This is a genomic window from Pseudomonas sp. UBT (genome assembly GCF_050915955.1).
In the GTDB taxonomy this organism is placed as follows: Bacteria; Pseudomonadota; Gammaproteobacteria; order Pseudomonadales; family Pseudomonadaceae; genus Aquipseudomonas; species Aquipseudomonas antarctica_A.
Window position 1 is genome coordinate 4,200,448 of record NZ_CP168079.1, and the last position, 18,762, is coordinate 4,219,209.

Sequence of the window (18,762 nt, forward strand, 5' to 3'; positions counted from 1 at the left end):
TCAAATCGCCTCTAGTTCGCTCAAAAAGTCACGTAGATCATCAAAATCTTCCACGCTGCCCGCGCGGAAGGTGGCGGCGGCCTGCACATAGGCACGCAACGTTTCGGTCTGGAACACTTCGACCAAGGGCACTTCCAGGCCCAACTCGACCTGGACCCGCGAAGTAATCTGGATCGCCAGCAAGGAATGGCCGCCGACTTCGAAGAAGTTGTCATCCAGGCCCACTTGCGGCAGGCGCAGCACTTCGGCCCAGATCGCCGCAACCTGCTGCTCCAGTTCGGTTTCGGGTGCCACATAGCGTTGCTGCATCAGGCTCGCATCCGGCGCGGGCAAGCCTTTACGGTCGAGTTTGCCGTTGGGGGTCAGCGGCATTTGCGCCAGGAACATAAAGTGCGTGGGCACCATGTAATCCGGCAGTCGGGTCTTGAGCGCACGGCGCAGGGCGTCACGGAATTCGGCCTGGTTGATCAGCGCGGGATCAACCGGTACGACATACGCCACCAGCTGCTTGCCGGTCGGCCCTTCCTGGGCCACCACCACGGTTTCACCGACGCTGTCCTGCTCGCGCAGACGGGCCTCGATTTCACCCAGCTCGATGCGAAAACCACGAATCTTCACTTGATGGTCGACACGGCCAAGGTAGTCCACCACGCCGTCCGGGCGGCCACGGGTCAAGTCGCCGCTGCGGTACACACGGCTGCCGGGTTTACCGAACGGGTCCGGCACAAAACGCTCGGCGGTCAGCGCCGGACGCTCCAGATAACCCCGGGCCACGCCCTCGCCGCCCAGGTACAACTCACCGGCCACGCCGATCGGTTGCAGGTTCAACTGCGCGTCCAATACGTAGCCACTACGGTTGCCCAGCAACGTACCAATCGGCGCATAGACCGCGCCGCAAGGGTCGCCCTTGCGTGCCTTCCACAGCAGCGGCGTGACCACGGTTTCGGTGGGGCCGTAACCGTTGAACAGGTAGGTCGGTTTGAGCGCACGCCAGGCCAGGTCGTAGCTCGCCTGCGCCACCGCGTCGCCACCAAAACAATACACGCGCACCGCCGGCGGGTTGCCGTCGCGTTCGGCATGCTCGGCCAGCTGTTGCAGGTACACCGGCGGGAACACCGCCATCGTCACGTTATGGCGGTGCATTTGTGCGTAGGTGTATTCCGGCAGCCACAGGCTGTCGTCGCGGATCAGCACACTGGCGCCGTTGATCAGCGGGTGCATCCAGCCTTCGTGGGAGCCGTCAAAGGCGAAGGACATGAAGTGCAGTTCGCAATCCGCCGGGCCGGTTTCATAGCGTTCGCCGGTGGCGATGATATGCGCCACGAGCGGGCCGTGCGATACCGCCACGCCCTTGGGCAGGCCGGTGGAGCCGGAGGTGTAGATCACGTAGGCGAGGTTGTCGCCGTCGAGTGCGACCTCTGGTGCGGTGTCGCTGTAATCGGCCCAGTCCTCGGTGCGATCTATCGCCAGGGTGTTCAGCCCTTCAGGTATCGGCAATTGCTGCAACACGCGGGTGTGAGTCAGCAACAGTTGCGCGCGGCTGTCTTGCATCATGTACAGCAGGCGATCACGCGGGTATTCCACGTCCAGCGGCACATACACGCCACCCGATTTCATCACGGCCAGAAATGCCACCATGCTCTCGGCACTGCGCGGCATGGCGATGGCCACGCGCACTTCCGGGCCCACACCACGGGCGATCAGCGCATGCGCCAGACGATTGGCCTGGCGATCGAGTTCCCCGTACGTCAACGTTTGCGCATCGAACTTCACCGCCACCGCATCGTGTGTTTCCCGAGCACGGTCGGCGACCAATTCGTGCACCAGGCGCTTGGCCGAGAAGCCCGAATCAGTGCAATTCCACAGGTGCAGAATGTGTTGTTGCTCATCAAGGCTGAGCAGGTTCAGTTGCCCGATGGCCTGCTGCTGATCGTCCACCATGCTCTGCAACAGGTTCTGCCAATGCCCGGCCATGCGTTCGATGGTGGTGTGTGCAAACAGATCGGTGGCGTAACTCAGGGATGCACGCAACGCCTCGCGGGATTCCTCCACATCCAGCGCCAAATCGAACTGGGCGACGCCTTCATCCCAGCTCAACACCTCGACCTGCAACCCGGACAAACGCTGCAAATGACTGTCTGCCGAGGTTACGCGGTGGTTGAACAGCACCTGGAACAACGGGCTCAGGCTCATGCTGCGTTCGGGCTGCAGCGCTTCCACCAGTTGCTCGAACGGCAGGTCTTGATGAGCCTGCGCTTCCAGGGACCGTTGGCGCACCTGACGCAACAGTTGCGCCACGCTCATCTGGCCGTTGATGTCAGCCTTGAGCACCTGTGTATTGACGAAGAAACCAATCAGCCCCTCGGTTTCAAGGCGGTTGCGGTTGGCGATTGGCACCCCGACGCGCACGTCTTCCTGGCCGCTGTAGCGATGCAGCAAGGCCTGGTAGGCCGCCAGCAACACCATCGGCAACGTGACTCCAGCCTGGTTCGCCAGGCTGCGCAAGCCGGCCAACAGCTGCGGCTTCAACTCAACACCGAGACGCGCACCACGATGGGTTGGCAACGCTGGGCGCTGATGGTCGAACGGCAGCTCCAATACCGGCTGCTCGCCGCCCAACTGCTCACGCCAGTAAGTCAGCTGGCGCGCTTTCTCGCCGGCTTCCATCCAGTTGCGCTGCCACAGCGCGTAGTCGGCGTACTGAATCGGCAAGGTCGGCAACTGCGGCGTGTGGCCGTCGCTGAAAGCCGCATACAGTTTCACCAATTCCTCGACCATCAACTGCATCGACCAGCCATCGGAGACGATGTGATGCTGTACCAGCACCACGACGTGATCGTCGTCGGCCAGGCGCAACAACTTGACCCGCAGCAACGGCCCGCGCAGCAGGTCGAACGGTTGGGCGACGGCCTCGGCCACCTGCCCCTTTAGCCCGGCTTCGTTGGTATCGCAACGTTCGATTTCGATCAAGCCCAGGTCTTCAATCACTTGCACCGCGCCGCCGGCCTCCTGACGCAGATGCGTGCGCAGACTTTCATGCCGCGCCAACAGCGTGTCAAAACTGCGTTGCAGCGCGGCCACGTCCAGCGCGCCTTTCAAACGCAGGGCGCTGGGGATGTGGTATGCCGAGCTTTGCGGGTCGAGTTGCCAGAGGAACCATTGGCGCTCTTGGGCGTAAGACAACGGCAAGGGGTGTGTGCGGTCGGCCTTGAGCAGTGCTGGTGCGGTGACGCCCTCCTCGCCCAATGCGCTCACAAAGTCACCGAGCACAGGCTGTTCGAACAGGGTCTTGAGCGCGACTTCCAGCGCCAGTGCCTGGCGTACTCGCGACACCACCCGCGTGGCCAGCAGCGAATGTCCGCCCAGCTCAAAGAAGTGATCCTCGAGGCCCACTTGCGGCACCTCCAGCACATCAGCCCAGATGGCCGCGACTTGCTGTTCGCGCTGACTGACGGGCGCCTTAAAGGCTTCGAGCAACAGCTCGGTATCTGCCTTGGGCAGCGCCTTGCGGTCGAGCTTGCCGTTCGGGGTCAATGGCAGGCTATCAAGGAATATAAGCTGTGCGGGCACCATGTAGTCCGGCAGGCGCTCGCGCAGCGCTGCCTTGTACTGGTTACGCAGCGCTGCCTGCTGTTCGGCAGCGAAAGTCACCAGGTAGGCGATCAAGCGGTCGTTCTCAGCCAGCACCACGACTTCACGCACTGCCGCGTGTTCGCGCAGGCAGGCTTCGATTTCGCCCAGCTCGATACGGAAGCCGCGCACCTTGACCTGATGATCGACCCGGCCGATGTACTCGACCACGCCGTCGGGGCGATAGCGTGCGAGGTCGCCGCTGCGGTACAGGCGTTCGCCCGGGGCACCATAAGGATTGGGCACAAAGCGTTCTGCGGTCAGCGATGGTCGCGCGTGATAGCCGCGCGCCAGGCCAACGCCGCCGATTAACAATTCACCGGCAGCGCCCTGCGGGCATGGCGTCAGGCCGGCGTTGAGAATGAACAACGAGGTGTTGGCAATCGGCCGCCCGACAAAAGGCTGCGCCTCTGACAGACGATGGGCAGCCGACCAGACAGTGGTTTCCGTCGGGCCATAGAGATTCCACACGGGGCCCCGCAGATCGAGCAAGCCTTGGGCAAGGTCGACCGGCAGTGCTTCGCCGCCACACAGGCACTTGATGCCCTGCAACAGCTGGGCGCGCGGGCTTTCCAGCAGCATGCGCCAGGTCGATGGGGTGGCCTGCAGCACACAGGCGGATTGGTTATGCACCAGATCGATAATCGCCTCCGGGTCGAGGGCCAGTGCCTGGCCGCTCAGCAGCACCGTGCCGCCGACGATCAGTGGGACGTAGAGTTCCAGGGCGAAGATGTCGAACGAGAAAGTGGTCAGCGACAGCACCCGCGCGTCGGAGCCAATCTCCAGGCTACCGGCCATGCCGCAGGCAAAGCTGCACAGCGCCTGATGACGGACCATCACGCCCTTGGGCCTGCCGGTAGAGCCGGAGGTATAGATCACGTAAGCCAAATGCTCCGGCGTGATATTCACCTGCGGGTCATGGTCGGCACCGCTGGCGTCTACCGCGTCCACCCACAGCACCTTCAGACCGTCCGGTTGTGCCAGGCGACCATTCAAGTGTGATTGGGTCAGCAACACCCGGGCGCGGCTGTCTTCCAGCATGAAGGCCAGTCGATCTGCCGGGAACTGCGGGTCGAGCGGCACATAAGCGCCACCCGCCTTGAGGGTCGCCAACAGACTAACCACCATGTCTACCGAGCGCTCGACATGCACGGCCACCAGTACGTCAGGGCCAACGCCCGCCGCAATCAGACGATGAGCCAGGCGGTTGGCGCGGCGGTTGAGTTCGCGGTAGCTCAGGGCGTCGCCATTGAATTGCAGCGCACTCGCGCCCGGCGTTGCCAATACTTGCGTTTCAAACAGCTGATGCACACAGCGCGTCCGCGGGTAATCGACGGTGCTGTCGTTCCAGCCATGCACGGTCTGTTGCCATTGCTGCGCGCTGAGCATCGGCAGTTCATCCAATACTTGCGAAGCATCACTCACGACGGCGCGCAACAGGTTCTGCCACTGCTGCGCCAAGCGCTCCAGGGTCGCGGGTTCGAACAGGTCGGTGGCGTAGGTCAGTGACGCCCACAGGCCTTCAGCGGATTCTTCGGTTTCGAGGCTCAAGTCAACTTGCGTGGTGTGGCCTGCCCAATCCAGCGGCTGCAACGCCAGACCTGGCAGGTGCACAGGGCCGGCCCGCAGGGTGTCCTGGTGATTGAACATCACTTGGAACAGTGGGTTATGGCTCAGGCTGCGCTCCGGTTGCAGCGCTTCTACCAACTGCTCGAATGGCAGATCCTGATGGGCCTGCGCCTCCAGGGCGCGCTGCTTGACCTGGGCAAGCAATTGGCTGAAGGCCATCTGCCCATCGAGGTCGCCCTGAAGCACCTGAGTGTTGACGAAAAAGCCGATGAGCCGCTCGGTTTCAAGGCGATTGCGGTTGGCGATCGGCACCCCGACGCGCAGCCGGGACTGACCGCTGTAGCGATGCAGCAGGGTCTGGAACGAGGCCAGCAAGAGCATGAACAGTGTCACGCCCTCGCGCTGGGCCAGCGCCTTCAGGTCGTTCACCAGCGCAGGGTCAAGCTGGACCTGCTGACGCGCGCCCCGATAACTCTGTACCGCCGGACGCGAGTGGTCCAGGGGCAGCTCCAGCACCGGATGCTCATCGCCCAGGCGCCGTTGCCAGTAGTCGAGCTGGCGCTGTTTTTCACCTGCCGCCATCCAGTTGCGTTGCCACACGGCATAGTCGGCGTACTGGATCGGCAGCGCCGGCAACTGAGCCTGGCCCTGATACAGCGCCACCAGCTCATCCACCATCACGTGCATCGACCAACCGTCGGAGATGATGTGGTGTTGAGTGATGACCAGCACATGGTGCTCGGGCGCGATCACCAGCAGTTTGACGCGCATCAGCGGGCCGCTGCGCAGGTCGAATGGGCGCTGGATTTCTTGCTCCACACACTGCTGGAGCGTCGCAGCCTCTGCCCTCGCCTGCTCGACAGGCATTGCCAGGGCGGAATGGATTACCTGCAAGGTCTGCTCACCGTCTTCAACAAAAGTGGTGCGCAACGGTTCATGGCGCAACACCAGCGCCTGGCATGCACGCTCCAGCGCGTTGATATCCAGTTCGCCGCGCAGATGCAACGCCGTAGGCACGTGATACGCCGCGCTGGCAGGGTCTAACTGCCACAAAAACCATTGGCGTTCCTGGGCGAACGACAGCGCCATCGGCTGCCCGCGCTCCAGAGCCACCAGCGGTTGCGCACTCTGCTGATGCAAGCCTGAACACAGCGTGGCGAATGCTTCCAGCGTCGGTTGCTCAAAAAGTGCTCGCAGCGGGACTTCGCGCTTCAACTCATGCCGCACACGGGAAATCACCTGGGTGGCCAGCAATGAATGGCCACCCAGCTCGAAGAAGTGATCCGTGAGGCCCACCTGCTCGACCTGCAACACCGCTTGCCAGATCGTTGCCAACTGCATTTGCAGCGGGCTTTGTGGCGCCACATAAGCCTGTTGACGCAGGTTCAGGTCGGGCGCCGGCAGCGCACGGCGATCAAGCTTGCCATTGTGGTTCAACGGCAACGCGGCGAGCAGCACCCAGTGGCCCGGTACCATGTAGTCCGGCAGCGATTGGCGCAAGGTTGCCGCCAGCGTTTGCGCATCCAGAGTCTGCCCATGGGCAGGCACTGCATAGGCGACCAATTGCATGCCGATAGCGCTCGGCTGGGCGATGACGACGGCTTCACGCACCTGCGGCAAGGCTTGCAGGCAGGCCTCGATTTCGCCCATTTCGATGCGGTAGCCGCGAATTTTCACCTGATGGTCGATACGCCCGACGTACTCCAACGCCGCTGCCTCGTTGTAACGGGCAAGGTCGCCGCTGCGGTAAAGCCGTGCGCCCGGCACACTGGAAAACGGGTCCGGCAGGAAGCGTTCAGCAGTCAATGCCGGGCGGTCGAAATAACGCTGGGCCAGGCCCGCTTCGGCGCCAATGCACAACTCGCCGACGCCGTCGGTGGCCAGCAGCTCGAACCCGCTGTCGAGCACATACAGCGAGCGACCTGCGATCGCCCGACCAATCGGCACACCGAACGCATCACTGGCATCCGCCAGTTGGCACTCGTGCACGCTGGACACCACCGTCGCCTCGGTCGGCCCATAGGTATTGACCAAGCGCACATCGCCCAGCCCCGCCGCGTGCCAGGCGCGCACGCCTTCCACCGACATGGCCTCGCCGCCCACATGCACTTGGCGCAGGTTGCCCAAGGTACGGCGGTCCAGCGCACATTCCTTGGCCAGCAGGTACCAGTAGGCAGCCGGCAAGTCGGCCAGGGTCACACCCTGCTCGACGATCTCCTGTGCAAGTTGCCCGACGTCCCACAGCTCATCGCCGCGCATGATCAAGGCGGCGCCCACACACAGCGGCGGGTAGCACTGTTCGACAAACCCGTCGAAACTGAACGTCGCAAATTGCAGCACGCGGTCTTCGGCACACAGGCGGCTGTACGCCTCGGCGCTGTCGCAGAACTGGCCGAGGGCGGCATGGTCGATGGCCACGCCTTTGGGCTGGCCGGTAGACCCGGAGGTATAGATCACGTAGGCCAGGTCGGCAGCCGCCGCCGAGTTGGCTGGATTGGTCGCCGAGTAATTGGCCAGCTCTTCACCGCACGCGCTGAACGCCACGCGCATCAGCCCTTGCGGCAGCGGCAGATCGGTGAGCAAGCCGGTTTGGCTGAGCAGCAGGTCCAGGCGACTGTCCGCCAGCATGTAGGCCAAGCGTTCGGCCGGGTATTTTGGGTCCAGCGGCACGTAGGCCGCGCCAGTTTTGAGCACCGCCAGCAGGCTGACGATCAACTGCGGCCCACGCAGACTGGCCAGGCCCACCCGTTGGCCCGGCCCTACGCCGAGTTCCATCAGGCGGTGGGCCATACGGTTGGCTCGCGTGTTGAGCTGGGCATAGCTCAGGCGCTCACGGCCCGCCTGTACCGCCAATGCGTCAGGTGTGGCGTGGGCCTGCGCGGCGATGCGCTCGTGCACGCGCTGATGACGCTGGGCGCCGCCGACCGATTGGCTAAATGCGAGCACCTCGTGTCGTGTGTCGGCATCCAGCAGCTGCAAGTTGCCTAAAGGTACGCGCGCGTCCGCCACCAGTTGCGTCAGTAGGTGACGCAGGTTAGCGCCCAACCGCGTGACTTGTTGCTCGCTGAAGCGGGCTCGGTCGTAGCTGAATTCCAGGCGCAGACTGGCACCCAGCTCGACGCCCAGGGTCAGCGGGTAGTGAGTGCGCTCATGGTTGTGCAGCCGGCCGAATGTCAGGCCTGCGGGCGCGCCTTGCTTGAGCGCTTCGGCCACCGGGAAGTTTTCAAACACCAGCAAGGTGTCGAACAACGCCGCGCCTTGCTGACCGGCCCACGCCTGTATGTCATAGAGCGGCACGTGTTCATGGTCGCGCAAGCTGAGGTTCAGGGCTTGCAACTCACTGAACCAAGCGCTGGCCGATTGAGCGGGCGAGGCGGCACTGATGATGGGCAAGGTGTTAATGAACAAGCCCAGCTGCTGCTCGATTCCCGGCAACGGCGCTGAACGCCCGGCGACGGTGGCGCCGAACGCCACGCAGTCCTGGCCGGTGTAGCGTTGCAGCAACAGGCTCCAGGCGCCTTGCAGCAGCGTATTGAGCGTGACTTTTTGTTGGCGGGCAAACTCGCCGAGGGCCTGGGTAAAGTCGTTGCCCAATGCCACTTGATGGTCAGCCATGCCCACGCCGTCGACCGGCGCCCGCAGGGCCTGGGCCAGCAACGTTGGCGCTTGCAACGGCGCCAGGGCATTTTTCCAGAAGGTCTCGCCGCTGGGTTGCTGTTGCAGCCAGCCCAGGTAATCGCGGAACTGCCCCAGCGGCGCCGGCAGTGCCTGGCCTGCATAGTGGGCAATGACTTCGCCAAGCAGCTGCGCGTTACTCCAGCCATCCATCAGGATGTGATGACTGGTGAAGATGAAGTGCCAGGCGGACCCGGCGCCGCGTACCAACATCAGGCGAAACAGCGGCGCGGCGTTTAGCTCGAAACCGCGTGAACGCTCGGCATCGGCCAGCGCATCGAAGTCGACAGCCACGTCTTCGATCACTTGCAATTGCACGTCGACCTGACGCTGGATCACTTGATGGGCACTGTCCAGGCCCAGCCAGTGGAAGCTGCTGCGCAAGATGTCATGCCGGTCCAGCGCCGCTTGCCAGGCACAGCCGAAGGCAAGCAGATCCAGGCCTTCAATATCCAGGCGAAGCTGGTTGATATAGGCCTGGGCCTCGGGCTCATACAACGTGTGGAACAGCATGCCCTGTTGCATTGGCGATAGTGGGTAAAGGTCAGCGATTTGCGGGCCGGGTACGGGCAGTGCATCCAGCTGCTGTTGGGTGAGGCGTGCCAGCGGGAAGTCCGACGGCGTCACCTGCCCTGCCGGCGTTTCGCAGCAATGTTCGATCAACGCCTTGAGTTCCGTGGCGTACTCATCCGCCAGGCGCTGAATGGTCGCAGCCTTGAACATCTCACGGCTGAAGCCCCATTGCAGGGACAGCTCCCCGCCGTACACCTGCCCTTCCACCGTCAACCAGTTGGCCAATGGGGCTTCAGGGTCTTGAGCCTGGCCGCTGCTTTGCGCGGCCGGTACGAACAGTGCCGAGTCGTTGAACTGGCGGTCGAACTGCCCCAGGTAGTTGAAGGTAATGCGCGGCGCGGGCAAACCAGCCAGGGTCTTGTGCGATTGCGGGTTGCCCAGGTAGCGCAGCAGGCCGTAGCCCACGCCCTTGTCCGGGACCGCGCGCAGTTGCTCCTTGATCGACTTGATCGCGCTCGACAGATCGCCATGGGCCTGCAAACGCACCGGGAACAAACTGGTAAACCAACCGACAGTGCGGCTTAGGTCGAGGGTGTCAAACAGGTCTTCGCGACCATGGCCCTCCAGCTGGATCAACGCGCCGGCCTGGCCGCTCCAACGGCTGATCACCCGCGTCAGCGCGGTCAGCAACAGGTCGTTGACCTGGGTGCGATAGGCCGCCGGCGCATCCTGCAGCAGTTGGCGGGTTTGCTCGGCATTGAGGCGGGTTTCGAGCTTGGCGCCCAGGCGATTCTGCAGGCCACCTTGAGGGTTGTCGCACGGCAGGTCAGCGTCGCAGGACTGCGCCTGCCAAAAAGGCAGTTGGTCCTGGCGGGTGTGCGCATGGGCCTGCAACTGCTGCGCCCACTGCTGGTAGCTGCTGGTCTTGGCCGGCAATGCGGCTTGGCGATAAGCCTGTTGCAGGTCTTCGAGCAGGATGCGCCAGGACACGCCGTCGACCACCAGGTGATGGACCACCAGCAGCAGGCGCTGGCTGCCATCGGCCATTTGCACCAAGGCTGCGCGTAACAGTGGGCCGTGCTCCAGGTCCAGGCTGCGCTGGGCTTCATCGCATAGCGCAGCCAGCTCAGCGTCGGTGCTGACGGTGGATCGCCACAGTGTGGATTGCGTGATCGGAGCGCCGTGGGCTTGCTGCCAGCCAGCGGCTTGCTGCGTAAAACGCAGGCGCAGCGCATCGTGGTGGTTGATCAGGTGCGTCAGGGCTGCATCCAGCCGAGCAGGCTCCAGCGCCTCGCGCGGCCTGAGCAGCAACGACTGGTTCCAATGGTGACGGGCCGGGATTGCCTGGGCGAAAAAGCCGTGCTGCACGGGCGTCAGGATTGCTTCGCCGGTCACCGGGCCTTGATCAATAACAGTCGCCTGTTCAAAGCTCGCCACCAGCGCCAGGCTGCGCACGCTCTGGTACTGGAACAGGTCGCGTGGGCTGAGGCGAATCCCCGCCTGGCGGGCGCGGCTGACCACCTGGATGGAGATGATCGAATCGCCGCCCAGCTCAAAGAAGTTGTCGTCCAGGCCGACTTGCGGGGCGCCGAGCACATCACCCCAGATCGCCGCCAAGGCTTTTTGAAGCTCAGTCGAAGGAGCAACAAACGCTTGTTGCGGCGCTGCATCGGGCAGCGGCAGCGCCTTGCGGTCAAGCTTGCCATTGGCGGTCACCGGCAGTTTGGCCAGGGTCACGAAGTGAGTCGGCACCATGTACTCCGGCAAGCTGCTGAGCAGCCACGCCTTGAGGTCCGTGGGCTCTTCGTTCTCGAGTACCAGGTAGGCGACCAGTTGTTTACCGCCCTGTACCAGCACCACCGCCTCACGCACCGAGGGGTGCTGCATCAAGCGTGTTTCAATTTCGCCCAACTCGATACGCAAGCCGCGCAGCTTGACCTGATGATCGAGACGGCCGAGGTAGTCGATTACGCCGTCGGCTCGCTGACGCACGCGGTCGCCGGTGCGGTAAAGGCGCTCGCCGTTGACGAACGGGCTCGACACAAACCGCTCGGCGGTCAGCGCCGGGCGGCGGTGATAACTGCGCGCCAGGCCAGTGCCGCCCAGATACAGCTCGCCGGACACACCGGCCGGCACCGGGTTCAGCTCGGCGTCGAGCACATAGGTGGCGAGGTTGGCGATCGGGCGGCCGATAGGCACGCTGTCGGCACCTTCATCCACACAGGTCCAGTGGGTCACGTCGATCGCGGCTTCGGTGGGGCCATAGAGGTTGAACAAGTCGGCCCCTGACAGCTTGGCGAACACCTGCACTTGCGCATCCAGCGGTAAGGCTTCGCCACTGCAAACGATACGCTTGAGGCAGGTGCAGGCGTGTACGCCCGGCTCATGGATAAACGCCTGCAGCATCGACGGCACAAAGTGCAAGGTGGTGATGGCGTGACGGCCAATGGTCTCGATCAAGCGCGCGGGTTCGCGGTGTTCGCCAGGCGCGGCGACGACCAGACGTGCGCCGGTCATCAGCGGCCAGAAGAACTCCCAGACCGAGACGTCAAAACTAAACGGGGTTTTCTGCAGGACTGCATCGCTGGCATTCAGGCCATAGGCCTGTTGCATCCAGCAAAGACGGTTGACCAACGCACGATGGCTGTTGCCGGCGCCTTTGGGTTTGCCGGTGGAGCCGGAGGTGTAGATGACGTAGGCCAGGTTGAGCGCGTGGATATCCACGGCAGGCGCTTCGATGCTGTAGCCCTCGAGCCAGGCTGGCGCTTGGTCCAGGGCAATCACCTGGAGGCCTTCAGCGGGCAGCAACGCCAACAGGCTGTGCTGGCTGAGCAGCAGCGTGATGCCGCTGTCTTCGATCATGTAGGCCAGGCGCTCCCGAGGGTATTCCGGGTCCAGCGGCACATAGGCGCCACCCGCCTTGAGGATCGCAAGCAAGCCCACCACCATTTCGACGGAACGCTCGACGCAGATCCCCACCAGCACATCCGGGCCGACACCTCGCTCACGCAAGGCATGGGCCAGTTGGTTGGCGCGGGTGTCGAGCTGGGCATAGGTCAACGTGGTGGCGCCAAATACCAGGGCTGGCGCGTGCGGCGTGCGCTGCACCTGGTCTTCGATCAGTTGATGAATACCCACGTCGGTCGGGTACGCCTCGGCGGTCTGGTTCCAGCGATGCACCAGGCTTTGCTGCTCATCAACATCCAGCATCGGCAGCTCGCCGATGCGCTGTTCACCATCGGCCACCATGGCCTGCAACAGGCTGATCCAGTGCCGGGCCATGCGCGCAATGGAGGGCGCGTCGAACAGGTCGTTCGCGTAGGTCAGCGCGGCGTACAGGGTGCCGGACTTTTCATAGGTATCGAGGGTCAAGTCGAACTGCGTGGTACGGCCCTGCCACTCCACAAGTGCCAGCTCCAGGCCGGAGGCGGTGCTGACCGAGGCGATGTCCGCGACCACCGGCTGATGGTTGTACATCACTTGGAACAGCGGCGTATGGCTAAGACTGCGCTCGACTTTCAGTGCTTCCACCAAGCGTTCGAATGGCAGCTCCTGATGGTCCTGCGCGCCCAGCGCGTGCTCCTTGATGCTTTGCAGCAATTGGGCAACACGGGGCTGCCCGGTCAGCTCCGTGCGCAGCACTTGGGTGTTGACGAAGAAACCGATCAGCCCTTCGACTTCACTGCGGTTGCGGTTGGCGATCGGCACGCCAACACGTATATCGCCCTGCCCGGTGTAGCGATGCAACAGCACGTTGAAGGCGCCCAGCAGCAGCATGAACAGGGTGACGTTGTGCTGTTGCGCGCAACTGCGCAGTTGCATGGCCAGGCCCGCGTCGATCGCGAAATTATGGCGCGTGCCCTGGTAGCTGGGCATGGCCGGGCGCGAGCGATCCGTCGGTAACTCCAATACCGGATGCTCATCACCAAGACGCGCCTGCCAGTATTCCAGCTGACGCGCCTGCTCCCCCGCTTCCAGCCAGCGACGCTGCCACAGGGCGTAGTCGCTGTACTGGATCGGCAACGCCGGCAATTGCGGCGCCTCGTTGCGCTCGTGGGCGTCATAGCAGCGGATGAACTCGTCGATCAGCACATTCATCGACCAGCCGTCGGAGACGATGTGGTGCAGGGTGAGCAGCAGCACGTGCTCCTGCGCGTCGAGCTTGAGCAACTGCACACGCAGCAACGGGCCGTGCTCCAGATCAAACGGCAGCAGCGATTGACGTGTTGCCGCGTCATTGACGGCCTGCTCGCGCTTATCGGGGGCCAAGGTGCTGAAGTCCAGACGCTCGACGGCCAGCGACGGCTCTATCGCCACCTGAATCAGGCGCTCATCGGCCTGGCGCTGGAACACCGTGCGCAAGGTTTCATGCCGAGCTACCAGGCTGGCGAACGCTTGCTCCAGCGCCCTGAGGTTGAGTTCACCCTTTAGCCGCACTGCGCCGGGCAGGTTATAGGCACCGCTGGCCGGGTCCAGTTGCCAGAGAAACCACATGCGCTGCTGCGCGTAGGACAGCACCTGGCGGTCCTCCGCGTCCACCCCTGCAGGAATCGGAAACCGGGAAAAGTCCACGCCTTCTTTTTGCAGGGCCTGTAGGAAAACCTGGCGTTTTTCCAGGGGCAACCCGATAAACCGGCGAGCAAGTTTCAAGGAGTCTTCAGCATTCATTTCTTGGAGTCCGGAGCAATAGGCGGGAAGCACAAAGGCACGTCGTCCCTATAAAACGAACCGGGCGAGGAAAAATTAGCGGGGGTGGGAGGCGTGGAGCGAGGTGTCATCAAGGGTTACATCAATCTCGAGAAAGACACGCGAACCCGAGTTAGCATTGACGGACACCACTTTTTGCAACTACATTTAGTTACACGCAGGGATCGCCGTGTCAAAAAATGAAAAGCTGCTCGCCAAACTGCTCAACGAGCACATGGCCTTTACCTGGCCAGAGCTCGTAACGCTGCTGCATCGCTTGGGCTACACACAGATTGAAGGGGCTGGAAGCCGCGTCAAGTTCGACATCGGCGACCCCAGTGCAATGATCAGCTTGCACAAGCCTCACCCCGGCAACGAACTGAAACACTACATTCGGCGCCAGATCATCGAACAATTGAAATCAGGAGAACTGATTCAGTGAACAACCAACTGAAATACAAAGGCTACATCGGCTCTATCGAAGCCAGCCTCGAAGACAACTGCCTGTTCGGCAAGATTCTGTTTATCAAGGCCTTGGTCAGTTACGAAGGGAAAACCGTCGCAGAGCTGGACGCTGCGTTCCGTGAGGCAGTCGATGACTACCTCGCGACATGCCACGCACTGGGGCAAACGCCGGAGAAGCCTTGCAAGGGCTCATTCAACGTACGGGTCGGCCATGACCTGCATTTGGCGGCGGCACTGGCCGCGACCCGTAAAAAAGTCACGCTCAATGACCTGACGCGCCAGGCGTTGAATGAGTTCTTGCAGCATCACTGCACAGAACCTCTACCCGTGCTCGGTTGACGGCCCCAACCGCCGATACCCAAGCGCTGCCGAGCCCAGCACAATCGCACCGGCCACCAACGCCACCCAAAATCCGCTGGCAGCACCGAAATGATCGATCATCCAACCGGAGCTGGCAGCGCCAATGGCCACGCCGATGCTCAGGCCGGTGATCAGCCAGGTCATGCCTTCGGTCAGGCGGCTGGGCGGCACGACCTGCTCCACCAGGGCCATGGACACGATCAAGGTCGGGGCGAAGAACAAACCGGAAATAAAGATCGCCACCGCCAACCCGGTGATATTGGTCACCAGCAGTAACGGTAAAGTGGTCAACGCCGTTGCCACGCCGCAGAACAGAAACTGGCGGGGCAACGGCGCCTTGAGCTTAAGGATGCCAAATGCCAAACCCGCCAGGCACGAACCGATGGCATACACCGAAAGCACGATGCTTGCCGCTGCCGGTTGGCCCTGATGTTGGGCAAAGGCCACGCTGACCACATCCACGACGCCGACGATCACGCCCATGGCCAGCAGCAGGATCATCAGGATCAGCACCGAAGGTGATGCGATCAGCCAACCGCCGTGATGCCCCGTGTGCTCATGCACCGGTGGTTCTGTCGCGCGTTGTAGCACGAAGGCCGTGACACCCACGGCCAGCAACACTGCCGCTACCAAAGGTCCTGCCTCCGGAAAGAGCACGACACACAGGCCTACGGAGATCGGCGGGCCGATGATGAAACACACCTCATCCAGCACAGACTCCAGGGCAAACGCGGTTTGCAACCTGGGCTGACCGCGCAACAACTCGGTCCAACGTGCCCGCACCATGGCCGACATGTTCGGCATACAACCGGCCAAGGCGGCGAACAGGAACAAGGTCCAGTTCGGCGCCTGCAAGCGCGTGCACAGCAACAACAGCAACAACGCCCCGCCACCGATCATTGCGGCGATCGGCAGTACCTTGCCCTGGCTGTGCCGGTCTACCAGCCGCGACACCTGCGGCGCGCAAAACGCCGTTGCCAGGGCGAACACCGCCGCCACCGCGCCCGCCAGGCCATAGCCACCGTGTACTTGCGAAAGCATGGTAATCAGGCCGATGCCCGTCATCGATATCGGCATGCGCGCAAGCATGCCCGCCAAGACAAAAGCCCTGCTACCTGGGACCTGGAACAACTCGGCATAGGGATTTGCCATCCTGCTTAACCTATTCCTTTGCGCCCTGAAACTTGCTATCTGCGGTTATCAAGGCAATATACATACGGCGCGTATGTGGCGGAGCATGCGTAACATACGCACCGTATGTCAATCACTCACTAGCCCAATGCGAGCCTTATCAATGAGCCGAGCCCGTACCGAAATCATCGAAGACACCCGCGCCCGGCTGATCGCCAGTGCCCGCGCGGCCTTCGCCACGCATGGGTTCGCCAACACGTCGATGGACGATTTTACCGCTCGCGCCGGCCTGACTCGAGGCGCGTTGTACCACCACTTCGGTGACAAGAAAGGTTTGTTGGCCGCGGTGGTTGCGCAACTCGACAGTGAGATGGACGCACGCTTGCAGCACATCACCGAACAGGCCCAGGACCCCTGGCGCGGTTTTTGTGATCGCTGCCAAGCCTATCTGCGCATGGCCCAGGATGGCGAGATCCAACGCATTGTGTTGCAGGATGCGCCTGCCGTATTAGGCGATACAGGCTGCCAACAACATTGTGTGGAGTCGTTGCGCCAATTGCTGGAGGCGTTGATGCAGACCGGTGCCATCCTGCAAGCCCCCAGCGTCGCGCTGGCTCAATTGATCAATGGCAGCCTGGTCAATACCGCCTTGTGGATCGCCCGGGATGAACACCCAAGCGAACGCCTGGAAGAAGGCCTGTCGAGCCTGGAACTGTTGCTGCAAGGCCTGAAGCAGCCCATCACACCAGCCGTGTGATCTGCTTGTGCCGCCACACCAAACGGTAATAGGCCGTCTGCAATGCGAGCATCGCCAGATACGTCACCGGAAACGCCATCCATACCCCTTCGAGGCCGAAGTGCGCATTGAACAGGTACGCCATCGGCAGCTCCACGCAGAGTACGCAAAAGATCGAAATCGCGACCGGCATCAGCACCACGCCGCTGGCACGCATGATTCCGCCGATCACGGCCTGGAACCCAAAGACCAGAACGCTCCACAGCATGATGTGCAGCAAGTGCTCAGCCTTGATCCGCGCCGTATCATCAGTGATGAACAAGCCCAGCAGCCAGTGGGACAGCAGGTAACCGAGCAGAATCAGGCCGCCGGTGAGGCAAATGTTGATCAACAACCCGGTGCGCAGGATCGGTCCGATGCGCTCCAGGCGCCCGGCGCCAATCGCCTGTGCGCCGAGGATCGATGCGGTAATCGCAATCGACAACGCCGGGAATTGCACATAGTTGACGATCTGCGTTACCGCACCATACGCCGCCGTGGCCTGGGAGCCGTGGCTGTTGACCAGGGCCAGAATGACCAGCTCCGACAGCGACAACACCACCATCTGCAAACCTGTCGGTAAGCCGATACGCAGGACTTTGCCGAGGATGACCCGGTCCAGGCGCAATGCCGCGAACAGTTCACGGTCCGGCGCCATCACATGATTTTTATGGCGCAGGCGCAGTATCAGAAACAACATGGCCAAGGCATTACCCACCAGGCTGGCATACACCGCGCTCTGGATGCCCATGGGCGGCAGGCCGACCCAGCCGCGAATCAGCGCCGGCGTCAGCAGCAGGCCGACCAGGGTCGAGACCATCAGCGCCAGCAGCGGTGAAATCGTGTCGCTGACGCCGCGCAGTAGTTGGGTGTAGAGGATGAAGACCAATAGCAGCGGCATGATCAGCATCATTGCCTGGGCATACCCCACCGCATCGTCGAGTACGTCAATCGGTGTACCTAACGCCTGCAACGCCGGGCGCGCGAACAGGCTACCAAGAACTGCCGCGATCAACCCCACCAGCGCCCCCAGTGTCAGGGTCGCACCGGTAATCACCTTGACCAGCCCCGTTTCCTGGGCGCCCCACGCCTGACCGATCAGCACCGAAGCACCCGCCCCGAGGCCAATCACCAAGGCAATAAAGAAAAACACGATGGGGAACATCCCCGACACCGCCGCCAACGCCTGGGTGCCCAGCATTTGCCCGACATAGATGCCGTTGAGGGTGCCGGAAAAGCTTTGCAGAAAGTTGGACAGCACCATCGGTGCCAGAAAAATCAGGTAGATCTGCCACAGCGGCCGTTGTTGAGTGACTTCCATGGTGGTTCGAGTCCCGGAATTATTGTTAGACGGGGAAAGCATTGCGCGACAGCCAGGCCAGGTAAGTCTGCACGTCTACCGGCCAATGCGCGACCTTGCGCGAAAAGTCGGCCGCATCCTCAGCAAACAGCGCACGTGAAGCGTCTTCAAAACCCGGCAAGTTGCCGCCGATGGCATTCATGAAACGGTAGCTGGATTCTTTGGCCTGGCGCATCTGATCACGGGAGGCGCTGGTGTTGCGCGCCTCATCCACCAACCGGCGCAAGGCCGCTGAAGCGCCGCCGCGTTGCTGGCCCAGCCACTCCCAATGGCGAGGCAACAACGTGACCTCCCGCGCGACCACGCCCAGCTTTGGGCGTCCGACCGAGGGGGCCACGGGCGGCTCGTCATCGGTTTCAGTGTGTGCGGGTTGCGCTGGTACGTAACCGAGTGGCCACGGGTAATCGACCTGGGTGCCGGTAGCGTCGTCGAACACCAGGAAGCTGCCCATCGGCAGGTCAAGGCCCGCCAAAACAGTGGCAACTTCGGGATAACTACCAGCGGCCACGCGCTGCTGTTGGACAAAGGCGGTGCAACGGGGAATGTTTTGCGTAGACATGGATTATTACCCGGGCTTTATTTGTTTTACCCGGATCAT

Annotated in this window: 7 protein-coding genes; 3 read left to right on the top strand and 4 right to left on the bottom strand. The window is 62.5% G+C overall.

Features of this window, described 5'->3' with window-relative positions; translation table 11 throughout:
• Window positions 1-14,055: a non-ribosomal peptide synthase/polyketide synthase gene (locus tag ACDZ94_RS19350; RefSeq protein WP_432750615.1), complete on the bottom strand. Its 14,055-nt coding sequence runs from the start codon at window positions 14,053-14,055 to the stop codon at window positions 1-3.
• 208 nt (window positions 14,056-14,263) lie between these two features.
• Here ACDZ94_RS19350 and ACDZ94_RS19355 point away from each other — a divergent pair, with 208 nt between their 5' ends.
• Window positions 14,264-14,515 carry a type II toxin-antitoxin system HicA family toxin gene (locus ACDZ94_RS19355; protein WP_053256594.1) on the top strand — a complete coding sequence of 84 codons (252 nt, stop codon included), beginning with the start codon at window positions 14,264-14,266 and terminating at the stop codon, window positions 14,513-14,515.
• On the top strand, window positions 14,512-14,877 hold the full coding sequence (locus ACDZ94_RS19360) for a type II toxin-antitoxin system HicB family antitoxin (protein WP_064452746.1): 366 nt from the start codon (window positions 14,512-14,514) through the stop codon (window positions 14,875-14,877). The genes ACDZ94_RS19355 and ACDZ94_RS19360 overlap by 4 nt, the downstream gene beginning before the upstream one ends.
• Here ACDZ94_RS19360 and ACDZ94_RS19365 read toward each other — a convergent pair.
• Entirely contained in the window at window positions 14,860-16,050 is a 1,191-nt protein-coding gene (locus ACDZ94_RS19365) for an MFS transporter (protein ID WP_432750616.1), read from the bottom strand. The two genes, ACDZ94_RS19360 and ACDZ94_RS19365, sit on opposite strands and share 18 nt — an antisense overlap.
• 142 nt (window positions 16,051-16,192) lie before the next feature.
• Between ACDZ94_RS19365 and ACDZ94_RS19370 the strand changes: the two genes are divergently transcribed.
• Complete coding sequence (locus ACDZ94_RS19370) at window positions 16,193-16,786, top strand: TetR/AcrR family transcriptional regulator (protein WP_262665008.1); 594 nt, start codon at window positions 16,193-16,195, stop codon at window positions 16,784-16,786.
• Here the strand turns inward: ACDZ94_RS19370 and ACDZ94_RS19375 are convergent.
• Both ACDZ94_RS19375 and ACDZ94_RS19380 read right to left on the bottom strand, forming a co-directional pair.
• Window positions 16,770-18,125, bottom strand: coding sequence for an MATE family efflux transporter (locus tag ACDZ94_RS19375; protein WP_221294969.1), 1,356 nt, complete (start codon window positions 18,123-18,125; stop codon window positions 16,770-16,772). The genes ACDZ94_RS19370 and ACDZ94_RS19375 overlap by 17 nt on opposite strands.
• Before the next feature lie 25 nt (window positions 18,126-18,150).
• A complete protein-coding gene (locus ACDZ94_RS19380; protein WP_432750617.1) occupies window positions 18,151-18,723 on the bottom strand; it encodes a DUF2239 family protein in 573 nt (190 codons plus the stop codon).
• Between the last annotated feature and the right edge of the window lie 39 nt (window positions 18,724-18,762).

Coding starts and splice junctions, on each gene's coding strand:
- ACDZ94_RS19350 (WP_432750615.1), bottom strand. CDS start 14,055: ATGAATGCTGAAGACTCCTTGAAACTTGCTCGCCGGTTTATCGGGTTG.
- ACDZ94_RS19365 (WP_432750616.1), bottom strand. CDS start 16,050: ATGGCAAATCCCTATGCCGAGTTGTTCCAGGTCCCAGGTAGCAGGGCT.
- ACDZ94_RS19370 (WP_262665008.1), top strand. CDS start 16,193: ATGAGCCGAGCCCGTACCGAAATCATCGAAGACACCCGCGCCCGGCTG.
- ACDZ94_RS19375 (WP_221294969.1), bottom strand. CDS start 18,125: ATGGAAGTCACTCAACAACGGCCGCTGTGGCAGATCTACCTGATTTTT.
- ACDZ94_RS19380 (WP_432750617.1), bottom strand. CDS start 18,723: ATGTCTACGCAAAACATTCCCCGTTGCACCGCCTTTGTCCAACAGCAG.